The following is a 17,189-nucleotide window of genomic DNA, read 5'->3' on the forward strand; positions in this document are numbered from 1 at the left end:
TTTGCTCGCTCGTCGATACCGGAACCCGTTCCGGATCGCCGGCGGCGGTGCTTCCTGGCGCACGACCGCTATGCCGTCTCGATCAAAACCGTACGGCCGGGTTTCGTGGGGCTGCGGCCGCCTTCTCCGACACCAGGCGTAATCGATCAGCGACACGCAACAGTACTGCAGAAAAGGAGACATCATGCGATACAGGACGAGTGTTGTCGTGGCCTTGGCGTGCGCAGCCTCTCTGGTGACGGTGCCCGGGCAGGCAACCGCGACACCGCAGTGTGACACCAAGCCCATCCAGACAGCTCTGAAGTCACTGCAAAGTGTCGGCGCTTCGGGGATGAGCGTGACGGTGAAGAGTCCGAACTGCGGCGTCTGGAAGGGCGGCGTCGGCCTCGCCGATCTCAGAACGGGCCGTAAGGTCGTCGGCAATGAGCACAGCCGCATCGGCAGCGATACCAAGACCTGGACCGCCACGGTCGTGCTTCAGCTCGTCGGCGAGGGCAAGATCGACCTCGATGACACCGTGGACGACTATCTGCCCGGTCTCATCCGCACCAAGCTCTATGACGGGCGCAGCATCACGATTCGGCAGCTTCTGCAGCACACCAGCGGCTTGCCCGATTACCTGGACGCGCCCTTCTGGGAGAACGAGGACGCGCACCGCTGGGATCACATCGAGCCCTTGCAGACGGTCCGTCAGGCGCTCACTCTGCCCAAGCCCGACACAACGGCGTCCGGCTTTGCCTACTCCAACACCAACTACAACCTGGTCGGCCTGATTGTCAGGGAGGTCACCGGCCGCAGCATCGGCACCGAGATCCGGGAACGAATCGTCGAGCCCCTCGGACTGTGCGAGACCGAATGGCCCGGTGATCGGACCACGATCCCCACGCCGGAACTGCGAGGCTACGCGGAGCGGCGGGGCACTCTGGTGGACAAGACGGAATGGAACACCTCGGAGGCCGACGCGTCGGGCGCTCTGATCTCCAACGGTGCGGACACCACCGCTTTCTGGACCGCCCTGTTGAGCGGGAAACTGCTGGCTCCGGCCCAACTCGCCGAAATGAAAAAGACCGTTTCGGAAGACGTCGCGAATGAGCGCTACGGCCTGGGAGTCGAGCGCCACGAGCCCTTCCCGGGCCTTGTCATCTGGGGACACAGCGGCAGTATGTCGAGCGGCCACAAGTTCAGGAACGCCGTCACCGACGACGGCCGACGGGCCGTGACCCTGCTGATCGGCTCGGAAACGTTCGACTCGGACAAGGTGGACTCCATCATGGGCAAGCTCATGCGCGACCTCCGCTGACGGTAACCATTCCCGCGTCCTTCGCGTGAACGGCCGCCGATGCAATCCGCCTTCCCACGCGAAAGGCTCCGTCGTGTCGTTGAGGGCATCACCCCGCAGTCGCCGCCGATGCCCTCAACGACCTTTCAGGCCATCGCAGCCCATCCGAAGCCCTGAGCCGGCTTCTTCCGGAACCGGTGGCTGCCGCAGCCACGCGAAGGTGGCATCGACATACGGTTCCCGCCGGTTTCATCGACGACCATTCCCGCCCGGCGGGCGCTCCGGACGAGCACGCCTGGAGCCGCGGCCGGCCGGTTCCTGTGTCATCGGTATCGGCTGTCGTCGGTATCCGCCGGGCGTCACCTCCCGGCCGTACCTGCGCCCGGCTCCGTGGTCTGCCTCGCGACCGATAGCAGGATGGTGTCCTGCGGGGCCTGGTCGGCGAAGTTCTCCGGGTGGTGGCAGGCCAGCCGCTGACCGGGCCTCAGCTCCTTGAGAGCCGGCTCGGTCGTCGTACAGATCTGCGTCGCCTTCCAACACCGGGTGTGAAAGCGGCAGCCGCTGGGCGGGGCGATCGGCGAGGGCACGTCGCCATCGAGCAGGAGGCGCTCGCTCTTGGCGTTTCTGCGCCGTGGGTCCGGGATCGGGACGGCCGACATGAGCGCCTTGGTGTACGGGTGCATCGGCGTCTTGTAGAGCAAGTCCCGGTCGGCGAGTTCGACGATCTTGCCGAGGTACATCACCGCGATCCGGTCCGAGACGTGCCGGACGACGGACAGGTCGTGCGCGATGATCACGTAGGTCAGGCCCAGTTCCTGCTGCAGGTCGTCCATGAGGTTGACGACCTGGGCCTGGATCGACACGTCCAGCGCGGACACCGGCTCGTCCGCCACCACCAGCTTCGGCCTGAGGGCGAGCGCGCGGGCGATGCCGATGCGCTGCCGCTGGCCGCCGGAGAACTCGTGCGGGTAGCGGTTGTAGTGCTCGGGGTTGAGGCCGACCACCGACAGCAGTCGCTGCACCTCCTTCCTGATGCCGCCCTTGGGTTCGACGCCCTGGAGCTTGAACGGGGCGCCGACGATCGTGCCGGTGGTGTGGCGCGGGTTCAGCGACGAGTACGGGTCCTGGAAGATCATCTGCACGTCGCGGCGCATCGGGCGCATGCCGCCCACGCCGAGGTGCGTGATGTCCTTGCCCTCGAACTCGATCGTCCCCGCGCTCGGTTCGAGCAGCCGGGTGATCAGCCGGCCCATCGTCGACTTGCCGCAGCCCGACTCGCCCACGACACCGAGGGTCTCGCCCGAGCGCACCTCGAAGTCGATGCCGTCGACGGCGCGCACCGCGCCGACCCGGCGCTGGAAGAGGCCCTTCCGGATCGGGAAGTGCTTTTGCAGCCCGGTCACCTTCAGCAGGACCTCGCCGGGTGCGGCGTCCTTGCTGAGGGTGGCCGCACCGCAGATCTCGGACGAGCCGAAATCACCGGCCTGCCCGCCGTTGCCATGTGCAGGGATGCTCACCGCGTTGTCCTCCGCGTTCTCACTCACACCTTCGGCGCAATCTCTTCGGTCCAGATCCGCTCCCGCTGTTCCTGCGTCATGTGGCAGGCGGCCCAGTGCTTTCCGCCGACCTCGGTCAGCTCGGGTCGGACCGTGCGGGTGACGTCGTCCTTCGGCACGTCCGCGTACGGGCAGCGCGGGTTGAAGGCGCAGCCGGACGGGAGGTTGATCAGGGAGGGCGGGGAGCCCTTGACCGGGATGAGCCGGTCCTGCTGCTCGCGGTCGAGGCGCGGCATCGAGCCGAGCAGACCCCAGGTGTAGGGGTGCCGGGGCTCGTGGAACACCTGCTCCGCCGGGCCTCGTTCGACGCAGCGGCCGCCGTACATCACCAGGATGTCGTCGGCGAGTTCGGCGACGACGCCCAGGTCGTGGGTGATGACGATGACCGCGGAGCCGAACTCCTTCTGCAGGTCCCGGATGAGGTCGAGGATCTGCGCCTGGACGGTGACGTCGAGAGCGGTGGTGGGCTCGTCCGCGATGAGCAGCTCGGGGTTGTTCACCAGGGACATCGCGATCATCGCGCGCTGGCGCATGCCGCCGGAGAACTCGTGTGGGTAGGCGTCCACCCGCTTGTCCGGCTGCGGGATGCCCACCCGGTCGAGCATCTCGATCGCACGCTTGCGGGCGGTCTTCTTGCCGACGTCGTGGTGGATCCGGTATGCCTCGACGATCTGCCGGCCGATCGTGTAGTAAGGGTGCAGCGCGGACAGCGGATCCTGGAAGATCATCGCCATCGCGCGGCCCCGCAGCCTGCGCACGTGGTCGGGGCCGGCCGACAGCAACTCGGTGCCGTCCAGCCAGATCTCGCCGGAGATCTGCGCCTTGCGCTTGCCGTATTGGCCGGTGGTGTGCAGACCCATGATGCCGAGCGAGGTCACCGACTTGCCGGAGCCCGACTCGCCGACGATGCCGAGGGTCCTGCCCCTCTCCAACTGGAAGCTGAGCCCGTCGACGGACTTGACCAGGCCGTCGTCGGTCGGGAAGTGCACCCTCAGGTCGCGCACTTCCAGGAAGGCACTCGGAGCAGGCGAAGCGGCGGCGGGCCCGCCCACCGCGGCTGCGCTGTTGCCGGGTTCGGTCATGCGAGCCTCACTCGGGGGTCGATCACGGCGTACAGGACGTCCACCACGAGGTTGGCCAGCAGCACCGAGAGGGAGGTGATCAGGACGACGCCCAGGATGATGGGCAGGTCCTGGTTCCTGATGGCGTTCAGCACGGCCTGGCCGAGGCCGGGCAGGTTGAACGTCGACTCGGTGAGGATCGCGCCGCCGATGAGGGCGCCGAGGTCCATGCCCAGCATGGTGAGGATCGGCGTCATCGTGGAGCGCATGGCGTGCTTTCCGATGACGGTCCGCTCCCGCAGGCCCTTGGCGCGCGCGGTACGGATGTAGTCCTCGCCCAAAACCTCCATCATCGTGGCGCGGGTGATGCGCGCGTACATCGCCGCATAGAGGAAGGCGAGGGTGATCCACGGCAGGATCATGCCGCCGAACCAGCCGCCCGGGCTTTGGCCGAGCGGCACGTACTGCGCGTCGAACCATTTCAGCCCGAACGCGAAGGTCGCCAGGGAGAGCATGCCGGTGAAGTAGATGGGGAGGGACACACCCGCGAGGGAGACGACCATCGCGCCGCGGTCCCAGAGGCTGCCGCGCTTGAGCGCGGAGAGCACACCCGCCGCGACACCGAAGACCAGCCACAATACGGCGGCACCGAGCGCGAGCCCCAGGGTCACCGGGAAGCGGTCGGTCAGCACCGGCCATACGGCCTGTTCGCTCTTGAACGAGTAGCCGAAGCACGGCGCGGAGCAGTGGACGACGTCGCCGCCGGTCGCGTAGGTGCGGCCTGTGAAGATGCCCTTGAAGAACTCCCATGCCTGGAGGTGGACGGGGTCGCTCAGGCCGAGCTTCTCCCGCACGGCCTCGACAGCGGCGGGGTCGGCCTGCTTGCCCACGAAGCTCGCGGCGATGTCGACGCCCGCCCATTTGGGGACGAGGAAGAAGATGCCGAAGACCACCATGATGATGACCACCAACATCACTGCGGCGGCGAACAGCCGCCTGATAAGGTAAGCGAGCACAGCTTATGGCCTGCCGCGGATTGCGAGCCGCCGGGGCTTCCGGCGGCCCGCGATCACGCCGCGCCGGCCTTCACCTGCCTTTCGTGCCGTTCGGCGGGTGTTCCGGAGTTCACTTCGAGGACTTCAGACCGAGGCTGATGAAGTCGTAGCCGTTGTACGCGTCGGTCATGTAGACGTTTGTGAGTCGGCTGGAGCGCCAGTTCAGATACTTCTCGTAGGTGAAGGGCAGGTAGTAAGCGCCCTCCATGACCTTGTGGTTGATCTGCGTGGCGATCCGGCCCTTGTTGCCCTCGTCGGGCTCCTTGGCGTAGGCGTCGAAGAGTTCGTCGATCGCCTTGTCCTTGATCAGGGCGTAGTTGTTGTTGGCGCTCTCCAGGATGTACTTGCTGTCCCACAGCGGCCGACCGAAGCCCTGGACGGACGGGAAGTCCGCGGCCCAGCCGTCGATGATGATGCCGTAGCCCTTCTTCTCCACGTTGGCGGGGCTGCCGACGATGCCGGAGGTCTGCGCGCCGTCGTACTGGTCGATCTGCGCGTCGACGCCGATCTTCTTCAACGACGCCTGCAGGGACTGCGCGGTGGCCACCTCGACCGGCTTGTTGTTGCGGACGGCAATGGTGGTGCGGAACCCGTCCGGCTTGCCGCAGGCAGCCAGCTCCTCCTTGGCCTTGGTGATGTTTCCGCTCTTGTCGGCGCCGGCCATGGCGAACGGGTCGTACTTCTGGCCCTCGTTACCCGGGACCGACGGCGGCAGCATGTTGGTCCCGATATCACCGCCGGCAACGGGGCCACCGCGCGCGGTCTGCAGGGACAGGTGGTCGGCCCCGTAGATGACCGCCTTGCGGCAGTGCTCGTTGTCGAACGGCTTCACGCTCTGCGGGAAGGCGGCGTAACGGACGTAACCGGAGAGCGGATTGTCCAGGTTGCCCTTGTGCTGCTTCAGCGCGGTCTGGCGGCCCTGCGGCGACATGCCGGATTGGCTGAGGTCCAGGTCGTAGTCGCCGGCGATCAGTCGCTGGTCCATGTCATTGGCGTTGGAGAAGAAATTGACGCTGACGGTGTCCGGGTAGGCCTTGCGGACCGGGTCCGAGGCGTCCTTCCACTGCGTGTTGCGGACCAGTTCCAGGCTCTTGCCCGGCTCGTACGACTCGAACTTGTACGGACCGCTGGAAAACGGATGCAGGCCGTACTTGGACTTGGTGTCCTTGTCCTGGCGTACCGGGGAGGCCGACGGCATCGCGAGCATCTGTGGGAAGTCGCTGTTGGCCTGCGGCAGTTGGAAGACGATCGTCTTGTCGTCGGGTGTCTCGATCGCTTTCAGACCCAGCTTGTCCGCGGACGTGTCCTGGTAGGGGCCCGGGTACTCGCCGTCGGGGTCGAGGACGTCCTTGAGGTACACCGGACCACCCGACAGCACGTCCTGCGCCCACTGGCGCTCGATGCCGTACTTGACGTCCTTGGAGGTGATCGGCTTGCCGTCCTCCCAGGTGATCCCGTCGCGCAGAGTGAACGTGTAGGTCTTGCCGCCGTCCGAGACCTTGCCCATGTCGGTGGCGAGGTCGGGCTGCAGCGCGGCGCCCGACTTGCCCGGCTCGGTCTTGTAGGTGACCAACTGGCGGCTGTAGTACCGCATGAAGTTCCAGGCGAAGCCGTAGTAACTCCGCGTGGTGTCCCACGAGTCGCCATCCTGGGTGCCGGCGAACTTCAGGGTGCCGCCCTTGCTGGTGCCGGCGTCCAGGACCTTGTTGCCGGCGGCGTCGTAGCCGGCCTCGCCGGTTTTGTCGCCGCCGCCGCTGCCACACGCCGCCGTGGTCAGCAGCCCCGCGACCACGGCCGCGACGGCCAGTGCCTGCTTACGCCGCCCTGAGGTGCGTTGGGTAGTCATGATCTCGGATCCTCCGGATTTGATGAGAGACCCCATGCGAAGTGCCGCGGGTCGCCTCGGGGACGGCAGTTCAGCGGGAGCCCTTGGGGTCGAGCGCGTCGCGCACGCCGTCGCCGAAGAGGTTGAAGGCAAGGACGGTGATGAAGATGGCCACGCCCGGAACGATCATGTAGATCGGATCCGAGTCGTAGTAGTCGATCGCGTTCGAGAGCATCTGTCCCCACGAGGCCGTGGGCGGCTTGACGCCCACGCCCAGGAAGCTGAGCGCGGCCTCGGTCAGGATGTTCGTGGGAATCATCATCGTCGTGTAGACGACGATCGGGGCGACGAGGTTGGGCAGCAGTTCCTTGAACAGGATGTGCAAGCGCCCGGCGCCCAGCGAGCGGGCGGCCTCGACGTACTCGCGTTCGCGCAGCGAAAGCGTCTGGCCGCGTGCCACGCGCCCGATGTAGGGCCAGCCGAAGAAGCCGATGACCAGGATCATGACGAAGACGCGGACGCTGGACCCGGTCATCCCCAGCATGTCGCTCGGCATGACCGAGACCAGCGCGATGATGAACAGCAGCTGCGGAAAGGCGAGCAGACCATCCATGACGCGGCTGATGGCGGCGTCCACCCAGCCGCCGAAGAAGCCCGCCAGAATCCCGAGGATCGTACCCAGGACGACCGCCACCAAGGCCGACAGGAAACCGACGAGCAGCGAGATCCGGGCACCGTAGAGGATCCGGGCGAAGATGTCCCGGCCGTTGACCGGCTCGACGCCCAGCAGGTGGTCGCCGCTGATGCCGCCCAGCGACCCCTTGGGAGTGCCGAACAGCGCGTCGATCATGTCCTCGTGGTAGGCGTCCGGATCCTGTCCGAGGAGGTTCGAGATCACGGGCGCGAGCAGCGCGATCACGATGAGGGCGAGTATGACGGCGCCACCCGTCAGAGCCAACCTGTCGCGCTTGAGCCGTTCCCAGGCGATCCGCCCCGGCGAACGGCCTTGTACAGGCTTGGCGTTGCCCTCGACTGCGGCTGCTTCCTCGGCCGCGCTCGGGGCCGCTTCCGCGGTCGGCTCGCGCAATGGTGCCGTCATCTGACAGGGACTCCTCTCAACCGGCGCCGGCCGGACCGTACTTGCCGCTGTGGCGGCGTCATCACTTTGTCGGTCACAAGGGCGGACGCCCCTGCTGTGGAACTCTTCAACGCTTCGGCGCCCCGTTGCCGGGCTGAGGAGTTGGCGCCGCCACCTCCGTGCGGTGGCCCGGCACCGAAGGCGCGATCAGACGACGGCCGGTAAGGGCTTCGCCACGCCTCCCGACGGCGATGGAGGACGCCGGTCGGCAGAGGTCGTGGATGGGTTCGCCAACGATGGAGCCCACCTTGTCCGAGTCGCAGGTCTCGGGCCGGGAAGTGCGGGACGGACGCCGGCACGGGCGGCGGTGCGCGTGGCGGTTTCGGTCGCGGCCCGGGCCGTGGTGGGTGCGGTCGCCGGGGGTGCCCGCCGCACGCTTGCTGGATTGTGCATGCGGACAGCGTGGCTTTTGGATTGGCCGGGAACATGCGGTACCCGTCCAGAGATTCCGCGGATGCTTTGTACGACTGGCTATAGAGCCGAGGATGCGCGGTACGGGGTCCCGATCTCGAACAAGTCCTGGACGTGTTGGGCTCGTTGCCGCTGCGGCCGTCGGCCGTACCGCGGGAAGGACCGGTGAACGGTTTAACGCCGCCGGGAGGACCCGCCTACTTGTTCTGACGTACAAACCGGCGAGCACATCCTCGTACCGTGAAACAAAGCCGCAGGAACGCGGCGACACACACACTCGAAGGGGTCCGCCCGGGGACCTGTTCGCTCTGGCGAACGCGATCGCGCCGCTTCCGGACGCCCCCGCGGCCGGCGTCAGCGCATCGCCGTCACCCGCGCACCGAGCTCCTGACCATGCTGTTCACGTCGCACAACCTCGCGTCGTGCAGGAGGCGCGCGATGCCGCCGTCGTCATGCGCCACGGACGCCTCGTCGAGGAAGTGCACGCCGGCACGAGTACACCCGAATCTTTCCGCACGCGGTTCCACTTCCGGCCCACGTGCTCCCTGCCACGCGAAAGGATCCGTCGTGTCCTTGGACCTGCATCACCGCGCAGTCGTCGCCGATGCCCACAACGACCTCCTGATGGCCGTTGCCGCCCGCCCTCCCAAGCACTGGGGCGGTTTCTTCCGGGACCGGTGGCTGCCGCAGCTGCGCGAGGGCGGCATCGACATCCAGGTTCTGCCGGTGTTCATCGACGAGCAGTACCAACCGGAGGGGGCATTGCGGCAAACCCTGCGCATGATCGAGTGCGGTCATGTCCTCGCCGAGGCCAACGCCGAACACGTTGCCCTGTGCGTCAGCGGCGCGGACATCGACAGGGCTCTCGCCGACAACAGGATCGCCCTCGTTCTGGCTCTGGAGAGCGCACCGGGTATCGACGCCTCCGTCGAACTGTTCTCCACCTTCTTCCGGCTCGGTGTGCGTATCGCTTCGATCGCCCACTGGGGACGCACCCCGCTCGCCGACGGCAGCCGGGAGGACGCCACCGGCAGTCGACTGACCTCCCCCGGCGTCCGGGCGCTGCAGGAAATGGAACGTCTGGGCATGCTTTTCGACATTTCCCATCTGGGGTCGAGCGGCGTCGGCCATGTTCTGGAGCTGGCCACCCGCCCGGTGATCGCTACCCATTCCTGCGCCCGCGCGCTGCGGGATCACCACCGCAACCTCACCGACGATCAGATCCGTGGTGTGGCCGGCACCGGCGGAGTGGTGTGTGTGAACTTCGTTCCGGGCTTCCTCACCGACGACGAGGCGAAGGTGAGCGTCGACCGGGTCATCGACCACATCGACCACGTTGTCTCCGTGGCCGGGATCGACCACGTCGGCCTCGGATCGGACTTCCTCCGCGAGGTCATAGCGGACGTCACCCCGCCCTGCTGCGAGGACGCCGACGACGAGGACCCCCTCTTCGACTTCCCCGATCTGGAGGGCCCGGCCGGCATGCCCCTGGTCACCGCGGCGATGATCCGCCGGGGCATGCCCGAGGAGCACATCTTGAAGATCTTGGGCGGGAACACGCGGCGGCTCATGAGCGAGCACATGGGCTGATGCCCGATCAGCTTCGGCTGCACCCGGCGTGCCCTGTGACCCACCGGGGAGCAGCGTTGCCCGCGCTGGGTCCAGGACACGAATCGGCCGTACAGCTCGGCCTCGCTCCGCTACGGCGGACGGCTGTCTGCGCAGTCCCCGACGCCAACCACACCGCCGGGGTGAGGTGTCCCGCGCTCGACGGCCGGCGGGCCGGCGATCCCGCGCACACCGACCACGAACACGTCATCACCGCCACCATGCCGGCCCGCGCCCGGCCCCTGGCCCACCCAGTCGGAGCACTGCGATGAGCGGATCCACAATCCGAGAACTGCACATGATGGAGGACTTCGATGCCGTCAGCCACCTCTACGCCGACATCTGGGGGTCCCAACCCGGCAGCTCACCCATCTCCGCCGAGGTCATGCGGGCACTCTCGCACGCCGGTAACTACGTGGCCGGAGCATACGAGGACGGCCGCCTGGTGGGGGCGTCGGTCGCCTTCTTCGGCGAACCCATAGGCACCAGCCTGCACTCGCACATCACCGGCGCCGTAGTGGGGCGCGGTGTGGGCCTTGCCCTCAAGATGCATCAGCGGCAGTGGGCGCTCGCCCATCGACTGAGGCGCATCACCTGGACGTACGACCCGCTCATCCGCCGCAACGCCTACTTCAATCTGACCAAACTGGGCGCTCGGCCGGAACAGTACTTGCCGTCCTTCTACGGTGCGATGGACGACGCCATCAACGGCGGCGACGAGTCCGACCGGGTCCTGGTCGCCTGGGATCTCACCGCGCCCTCCCCGCCCGCGGTGATCGAAGTGCCCGGGGGCGCCGCTCACAGCCTCCGCAATCACGAAGGCCGCCCGGAGACCGCTGCGACCGACGCCGAGACCGTACTCATCGACCTCCCCGATGACATCGAGGCCCTGCGCCTTACGGATCCCGGCGCTGCCCGGGCTTGGCGGCTGACCGTACGAGAAACCCTGGGCGGCTTGCTCGCCGAAGGTGCCCGTGTCATCGGTTTCCACGAACGCCGCCGCTACGTGGTCCAACGCACCACAACCCATGTTTGACCGCCTGCAAAGGAGCCAGTCATGAAGACGAAGATTTCCGGCGTCGAGCTGCGTCGGATCGCGATGCCGCTCGTCGCCCCGTTCCGTACCTCCTTCGGCGTGGAGACCAGCCGAGATGTGCTGCTGGTCCGCGTCGTCACCGCCGATCACGAGGGTTGGGCCGAATGCGGGGCCATGTCCGAGCCGCGCTATTCCTCCGAGTACGTCGCCTGCGCCCAGCACGTCCTGCGCAAGTTCCTCATCCCCGCCTTGCCGAAGGACGGCTTGGACGTGCACGCGGTGGGACGTGTCCTGCAACCCTTCACCGGCCACCGGATGGCGAAGTCCGCGCTGGAGACAGCGGTGCTGGACGCGCAGCTCCGCAGTGCCGACGAGTCCTTCGGCTCCTACCTGGGTGCCGCTCGGGACCGGGTCCCCTGCGGGGTCTCGGTCGGGATCATGGACTCCGTGCCCGAACTCCTCGACGCGGTGGAGAGGTACATCGCCGAGGGCTACGTCCGGATCAAGCTGAAGATCGAGCCCGGCTGGGACTTCGGCCCGGTACGTGCCGTGCGCGAGCGCTTCGGGGACGATCTGCTCCTGCAGGTCGACGCCAACGCCGCCTACACGCTGTCGGATGCCCGACACCTCGCCGGACTGGACGACTTCGGACTCCAACTGATCGAACAGCCCTTGGCCAACGACGACATGGTCCAACACGCCGAACTGGCCAAGCTGCTGCGCACCCCGATCTGCCTGGACGAATCCATCAAGTCCGCTGCCGACGCCGCGGCGGCCATCTCCCTCGGCGCCTGCTCCGTCATCAACATCAAGCCGGGCCGCGTCGGCGGCTATCTCGAAGCCCGCCGCATCCACGACCTCGCTCGCGCCCACGGCGTCCCCGTCTGGTGCGGCGGGATGCTGGAGACCGGCATCGGCCGCGCCGCCAACGTGGCTCTGGCCGCCCTGCCCGGCTTCACCCTCCCAGGCGACACTTCCGGCTCCGGCCGGTACTTCGCCACCGACATCACGGAGCCGTTCGTCCTCTCCGACGGGCACCTCGAGGTCCCCACCGGCCCCGGCCTCGGCATCGAGCCCCTTCCCGACGTTCTCAACGAGGTAACCACGTCGAGCGAATGGGTAGCGATGTAAGTGCGTGCCTGCGAACCCCGAGGCCGCACGTCGGCCGACGACGGCGAAAAAGCGGCGTGGTCGGTCAGGGCCCGAAGTGCAGGTAGGGGGCCCAGAGCGTCGGGTTGAACGGGGCCGTGCGACGGAGCTCTCGAAGGGCGTGGTGTACCGCGTGAGCAGCCCGATTCGGGTGAAGGGTGCCGTCGTCGATCAAGGTGTCGTAGATCAGGCCGGCGACCGAGGTCTCCTGGGCGTAGTCGTGATCGATCGCCTGCCACAAGCCGGCGATGACATGGCGACGATGGCCGGGGCGGTCAGGCCCAGCGCGTCCGCCACGGCGGCGGCGGGAGCGTACACGTGCGACGCGGCGGCCTCGGCCACGGCGGAGATCGCCGATTCCCGATGGTGTTCGACGGCCGCGGAGAGCATCCATGCCGCGTATTCGGCGTCCTCGGCCACGGTTTCGGGCTGTTGCGAGGGCAACCGACTCACCACCCATTGCACCGCGTGGCGTACGGCGGAGTGCACCTCGTGGGACGACAGCGACGCGGGGTCCGGTGTACGGGCCACACGCAGCAGCTCCGCCTCGATATCCTCCCCTCGCGAGGCCGGTACCACCGGGCTTTTGCGGAACTTCCCCCTGCGTCGGAAGAACCGGATTGTCGTGGCGGACGGTGCCGCTTCGTGGCACCGTCCGCCATGGAGTAGGGCCGACAGGACATGATCGAACTCGGTGGCCGCAGGCGGGCGTTCGATCCGGTGCCGCCCGAATGAGGGGCCGCCGTGCTCAGGGGCCGGTGTGGCCCACGGCCTCCGCGTAGAGGGACCGATCGACGAGCTTGTCCTCCGGCAGCGCGGGGGCCTCGACCACCTTGCCCTCGATGTACATCTTCTGGACCCGGTCGGTCGTGCCGCCGCGGATCTCCCAGTCGACCACCTGCGCGGGCACCGACCTCAGCAGTTCGGGCTTGCTGCCCAGCGTCGTCGCCAACTCCTGGACGAAGGCCGGGTCCTGCTTGTAGTCGCCCGCGAAGTACGTGTTCACGGTGCGGATCAGCGCGCGCAGGAACGCGACGCCGGCGTCCCGGTTCTTTGCCAGGAGGTTTTGCCCGTAGAGCATTCCGCCGAGCGGCTCGCCGACCGGCTGACCGCCCAGGAAGGTGTACTCGGGCTTGCCCTCGAAGTCCTTCCAGATCGGGTCGAGCAGCCAGGCAGCGTCGATGCCACCGTTTTTGAACGCCTCGGGCACGCCCGCGCCGTCCAATTGTTGGAAGGAGACCTCGGTGGGCTTGGTCTTGTGCTGGACGAGCACGCTCTCGATCGGATACATGATCACCGACGTCTTGCCCACCAGGGTGCCGAAACGCGCGTTCTTGAGGTCGACCGCGTCCCCGGTCTTGCCGTTTTTGACCCGGGCCCAGACCCCGGTCTTGGACTCGGGGGCAACCGAGTAGTTGCCTGCGACCCACTTGATGTCGAAGCCCTGCTTGACCGCGTTGACCATGCCCGCCTCGGGTGCCGAATACAGCACGTCCACTTGGCCCTTGGCGAGCAGCGTGATCGCATCGGTGGCCGGCATCTGCTTGAGTTCGACGTCCAGGCCCTCCTTCGCGAACTCGCCCTTGGCGATCGCGGTGCGCAGCGGTCCGAGATATTCGGCGGACAAGGATCCCGCCGTCACGGTGATCTTCACCCTCTGCGCGAGCGGCTTGGCGGCGGGCGAACCCGCCTTGCAGCGCGCGGGCTTGCGGGTCGGGGCCAGGTCGGCCGGATCGGTCCACGCGTTTTCGCAACCCGCTACCGCCTCGATCGCACGCTTGGGCTGCGAGGGCTTGTCCCGGTCCGAACCGGAGTCGGCGGAGCCGCCGCACGCGGCGAGCAGCGTGGTGCATGCCAACAAGGCGGTGATTGTCAGGAATCCGCGTCTCGCCATGATGTGCCTTTCGGAGTCGGTGCGCCGAAGTGTGGTCCGGCCCGGCCGCGCACGAAGCGGCCCGGCCAAGGTGGTGACGTCGCGTCAGGACTGGCCGGGACCGCGGTCGCGCGGTGCCCACGGGGTGCAGAGTCGACCCACGGAGCGGATCAGCTCGGAGAAGAGCACGCCGACGATCGCGACCACGATGATCCCGACGAACATCGCGCGGTTGTCGAAGAGCTGGCGCGAGTTGAAGATCACGTAGCCCAGGCCCTTGTTGTCGGGCGAGGCGATCCCCTCGGAGGCGATGATGACCAGGACCGCGACGCCCGCCGAGATCCGCAGACCCACCATGACCTGCGGCAGCGACGCGGGCAGCAAAACGTGCCGGAACATCTGCCAGGGACCGGCGCCGAAGACCGCCCCCGCCTCGCGGTAGCCGTCGGGCACGGCGATGACGGCGGCCATCGTGGCGATCCAGACGAAGAAGAACACCGTCACCGCGACGAGCGCGATGTGCGGCGCCTCGCCGAGGCCGAACATGGTCATGAAGATCGGCAGGAGCGCGAGCTTGGGTACCACGTACAGGGCGTCCAGGGTGGGTTCGAGCGCGGCCCGGATCAGCGCGTTGGTACCCATCAGGAGGCCGACGGCGAATCCGCCGAAGGCGCCGATCGCGTAGCCGGGCAGGACCCTGGCCAGTGTGGCCCACACGTCCGGCCACAGCTTGCCGTCGGCGGCGTCGGTCCAGCCGTCCGCGACGATGGTCGAGGGCGCGGGATAGAGTCGGTCGTCGATCCACCCCTGGTTCGCCGCGAGTTGCCACCACAGCAGGAGCACCACGGGAACGGCGACGGCCAGGCCGATCTCCAGGAGTCGCCGTCGCGTCCGCGCTCGGCCGGGGTCGCGCTCGGCGGCGCCCGGCTCGCGGACCAGCACCCGGATCGGCGCGTTGTCCTTCACGGTGACCGTCACGACGCGACCTCCTCCTTGTCCTTCATCTGCCTGCCGCCCTGCTTCGGGTCCCGGTCCTGCTCCCGGTCCGTCTCCTGCTCGCGGGTGGACGCTTGCTCGACCTCCCCGCGCAACAAATCCCACAGTTCGGCCTGCATCGCGGCGAACTCCGGTGACCTGCGCACCTCTCCGGTGCGCGGGCGGGCGAACGGCGGTACCCGCTCGGCGATCAGTCGACCCGGGCGCGCGGACATCACCAGGACGCGGTCGCCCAGGACCAGCGCCTCCTCCAGGCTGTGCGTCACGAACAGGACGGTGCGCCGGTCCGCCTGGCAGATTTCCAGGAGTTCGTCCTGGAGGATCGTCCGCAACTGCGCGTCCAGGGCCGCGAACGGTTCGTCCATGAGCAGGATTTCCGGCTCCACCGCGAGCGCGCGGGCGATCGATACGCGCTGCTGCATCCCGCCGGACAGGGCCGCGGGGTAGCGGTCGGCGAAGTCGGCGAGGCCGAGTCGACCCAGCCAGTCGCGTGCTCGCGCGTTCGCCTCCTTGCGTGGTACCCGGCGCAGGTCCAGGCCGAACCGGACGTTGGCCAGTACCGTCTTCCACGGGCTGATGCCGTAGTTCTGGAACACCATCGCGGCGGGGTGCGCACTCGCCGCCGTCACCTCGACCCGGCCGGCAGTCGGCTTGACCAGGCCGGCCACGATCCGCAGGAACGTGGACTTGCCACACCCGGACGGGCCGACGATGCAGCAGAACTCTCCGGCGCCGACGTCCAGGTCGAGTGGACCGAGCGCGTGCACCCGGCTCGCGCCGCGACCGAACCGGCGCTCGATTTCAACGGCTCGGATTCTGCCGGCCTGCGCGGCCGGTTCGGGCAGCTCCTGACCCACGTGTCTCACCCCTGAACTCCGTGCGATCCGTCGATCCGTGCGTCCAGTGCCCGTGCGTGCGTGTTCGAGCACACCCGGTGTCCCCACCGGAGTCGATCATTCCGTTCGATTGGCGTGACGATATGACGATGCGTCAGATTTCACAATCGATCGCATCGACAAGACGACATCGATCATGAGACATCCCCCACGCGCGGGCGCTCGTTCCGGCGAGGTCCGCTCGATCGTGCGCGTCACCGGGGGCGCGCGGCCCGGCGACTTCCGGGAACGGTGCCGCGGCGGTGCCGGCCTCGGGGCGGGGCCGCCGGCCGGGTCGACGAGGGCCTGCGCGACCGCGGAGCGCGGCCTCGGCTCACCAGGAGCTCGACGAACTCGTGGAACTGCGCGGCGCGCGGGATCCGGACCGGCAGCGGCCCGGCCGTCAGGGCTTTCTCGTGGGCGACCTCGGCCAGGTTGCAGCCGCCGGTCGACGCGTCGATCCCGATGACGGACACCGAGACGAGCCGCTCCATGCCGGCCTTGGAGAAGACCTCGTGGCGGCCGAAGCCGGTGTTCATGGTCTGGGGCGGCGCTCGCGGCAACTCGCCTTCGACGGCTTGGTCGACGGCCTGGTCATCGGACTGCTCGCGATGGGCATCGTGCTCGTCCACCGCTCCACCCGCATCGTCAACCTCGCGGTCGCGAACATGGGACTGGTCGGCTCCGCGCTTTTCGCACTCGTTGTGATGAGACAGCCCCGAACCATGCAGCGAATGCCCGCACACTGGCCTGCGACGGCTGGTTCATCCACCTACCAAGGACGGTCATGCAACTCGACTTCGTGATCCTCGGCCTGCTGGCGATGCGCCGGTTCTCGGGATACGACCTGCGGAAGTGGATGGACGGGCCGCTGAAGTACATCGGCTACGGCGTCCAGCTCCCGCAGATCTACCGCCGCCTGGCCCAGCTCGTCGAGCGCGGCTGGGTCGAGTTCGACATCGATCCGCGCGAGGGCGGCCCCGACGCGAAGGTCTACCGCATGACCGAGGCCGGACGCGCGGCGCTGTGGGAGTGGGCGCGGTCGCCCTACGAGCCGTCGCCGCGCCCCGAGGACGCGGACTTCCTGATTCGGTTCGTCTTCGGTGGGCAATTGGATCGGGAGATCGCGATCTCGCTGGTGCGCACCGAGTTGGAGTACCGCATGGCACACGTCAGCCCCGACGGGTCGGTCGGTCTGGCGACACCCTACGACCCGGAGCTGCCGGGCCTGATACCGCTTCGCCTGTTCGGCAACCGCAGCCTGGCCGTCGCCATGGCCGCAATCCTGGTCTTCCAGAGCGGCCTCGGCGGCGCCTATTACGTCTTC

The 17,189-nt window shown here is 67.8% G+C and carries 15 protein-coding genes; 5 read left to right on the forward strand and 10 right to left on the reverse strand.

Annotated features, from left to right (window positions below; all coding sequences use genetic code 11):
- The first annotated feature begins 184 nt into the window (after positions 1-184).
- On the forward strand, positions 185-1,300 hold the full coding sequence (locus ABZS54_RS28545) for a serine hydrolase domain-containing protein (RefSeq protein ID WP_355542118.1): 1,116 nt from the start codon (positions 185-187) through the stop codon (positions 1,298-1,300).
- A gap of 338 nt (positions 1,301-1,638) precedes the next feature.
- Here the strand turns inward: ABZS54_RS28545 and ABZS54_RS28550 are convergent, their stop codons facing one another.
- The 5 genes from ABZS54_RS28550 to ABZS54_RS28570 all read right to left on the reverse strand — a co-directional run bounded on the left by ABZS54_RS28550 (position 1,639) and on the right by ABZS54_RS28570 (position 7,875).
- Positions 1,639-2,823: a dipeptide ABC transporter ATP-binding protein gene (locus ABZS54_RS28550; protein ID WP_355542120.1), complete on the reverse strand. Its 1,185-nt coding sequence runs from the start codon at positions 2,821-2,823 to the stop codon at positions 1,639-1,641.
- On the reverse strand, positions 2,820-3,917 hold the full coding sequence (locus ABZS54_RS28555) for an ABC transporter ATP-binding protein (protein WP_355542122.1): 1,098 nt from the start codon (positions 3,915-3,917) through the stop codon (positions 2,820-2,822). Before ABZS54_RS28555 ends, ABZS54_RS28550 begins: the two co-directional genes overlap by 4 nt.
- Entirely contained in the window at positions 3,914-4,912 is a 999-nt protein-coding gene (locus ABZS54_RS28560; protein ID WP_355542124.1) for an ABC transporter permease, read from the reverse strand. The genes ABZS54_RS28555 and ABZS54_RS28560 overlap by 4 nt, the downstream gene beginning before the upstream one ends.
- Positions 4,913-5,021: 109 nt before the next feature.
- Complete coding sequence (locus tag ABZS54_RS28565; RefSeq protein WP_355542127.1) at positions 5,022-6,797, reverse strand: ABC transporter substrate-binding protein; 1,776 nt, start codon at positions 6,795-6,797, stop codon at positions 5,022-5,024.
- A 70-nt stretch (positions 6,798-6,867) separates the two neighbouring features.
- A complete protein-coding gene (locus ABZS54_RS28570) occupies positions 6,868-7,875 on the reverse strand; it encodes an ABC transporter permease (protein WP_355542130.1) in 1,008 nt (335 codons plus the stop codon).
- Positions 7,876-8,892: 1,017 nt separating this feature from the next.
- On the opposite strand from ABZS54_RS28570, the gene ABZS54_RS28575 reads away from it, so the two are divergent.
- From ABZS54_RS28575 to menC, 3 genes are all read left to right on the forward strand, one after another.
- A complete protein-coding gene (locus ABZS54_RS28575; protein WP_355542133.1) occupies positions 8,893-9,915 on the forward strand; it encodes a membrane dipeptidase in 1,023 nt (340 codons plus the stop codon).
- Positions 9,916-10,231: 316 nt separating this feature from the next.
- Positions 10,232-10,969: a GNAT family N-acetyltransferase gene (locus tag ABZS54_RS28580; RefSeq protein WP_355542136.1), complete on the forward strand. Its 738-nt coding sequence runs from the start codon at positions 10,232-10,234 to the stop codon at positions 10,967-10,969.
- A gap of 21 nt (positions 10,970-10,990) precedes the next feature.
- A complete protein-coding gene (menC, locus tag ABZS54_RS28585; protein ID WP_355542139.1) occupies positions 10,991-12,100 on the forward strand; it encodes an o-succinylbenzoate synthase in 1,110 nt (369 codons plus the stop codon).
- Between the two features lie 204 nt (positions 12,101-12,304).
- Here the strand turns inward: menC and ABZS54_RS28590 are convergent, their stop codons facing one another.
- The 5 genes from ABZS54_RS28590 to ABZS54_RS28610 form a co-directional block, all read right to left on the reverse strand.
- Complete coding sequence (locus tag ABZS54_RS28590) at positions 12,305-12,649, reverse strand: hypothetical protein (RefSeq protein ID WP_355542142.1); 345 nt, start codon at positions 12,647-12,649, stop codon at positions 12,305-12,307.
- Positions 12,650-12,866: 217 nt separating this feature from the next.
- Complete coding sequence (locus ABZS54_RS28595; protein ID WP_355542145.1) at positions 12,867-13,979, reverse strand: ABC transporter substrate-binding protein; 1,113 nt, start codon at positions 13,977-13,979, stop codon at positions 12,867-12,869.
- A gap of 117 nt (positions 13,980-14,096) precedes the next feature.
- A complete protein-coding gene (locus tag ABZS54_RS28600; RefSeq protein ID WP_355542148.1) occupies positions 14,097-14,969 on the reverse strand; it encodes an ABC transporter permease in 873 nt (290 codons plus the stop codon).
- On the reverse strand, positions 14,966-15,844 hold the full coding sequence (locus ABZS54_RS28605; protein ID WP_355542157.1) for an ABC transporter ATP-binding protein: 879 nt from the start codon (positions 15,842-15,844) through the stop codon (positions 14,966-14,968). Before ABZS54_RS28605 ends, ABZS54_RS28600 begins: the two co-directional genes overlap by 4 nt.
- 233 nt (positions 15,845-16,077) lie before the next feature.
- Positions 16,078-16,494: a hypothetical protein gene (locus ABZS54_RS28610; protein WP_355542151.1), complete on the reverse strand. Its 417-nt coding sequence runs from the start codon at positions 16,492-16,494 to the stop codon at positions 16,078-16,080.
- Between the two features lie 155 nt (positions 16,495-16,649).
- On the opposite strand from ABZS54_RS28610, the gene ABZS54_RS28615 reads away from it, so the two are divergent.
- A partial coding sequence (locus tag ABZS54_RS28615) for a PadR family transcriptional regulator (protein WP_355542154.1) occupies positions 16,650-17,189 on the forward strand: 540 nt, incomplete at its 3' end.

It is taken from the genome of Embleya sp. NPDC005575 (assembly GCF_040605455.1).
Lineage (GTDB): Bacteria > Actinomycetota > Actinomycetes > Streptomycetales > Streptomycetaceae > Embleya.

Excerpts from the sequence above, each read along its gene's own strand:
- ABZS54_RS28545 (WP_355542118.1), top strand. The coding sequence starts at position 185 with ATGCGATACAGGACGAGTGTTGTCGTGGCCTTGGCGTGCGCAGCCTCT.
- ABZS54_RS28555 (WP_355542122.1), bottom strand. The coding sequence starts at position 3,917 with ATGACCGAACCCGGCAACAGCGCAGCCGCGGTGGGCGGGCCCGCCGCC.
- ABZS54_RS28565 (WP_355542127.1), bottom strand. The coding sequence starts at position 6,797 with ATGACTACCCAACGCACCTCAGGGCGGCGTAAGCAGGCACTGGCCGTC.
- ABZS54_RS28570 (WP_355542130.1), bottom strand. The coding sequence starts at position 7,875 with ATGACGGCACCATTGCGCGAGCCGACCGCGGAAGCGGCCCCGAGCGCG.
- ABZS54_RS28580 (WP_355542136.1), top strand. The coding sequence starts at position 10,232 with ATGATGGAGGACTTCGATGCCGTCAGCCACCTCTACGCCGACATCTGG.
- menC (WP_355542139.1), top strand. The coding sequence starts at position 10,991 with ATGAAGACGAAGATTTCCGGCGTCGAGCTGCGTCGGATCGCGATGCCG.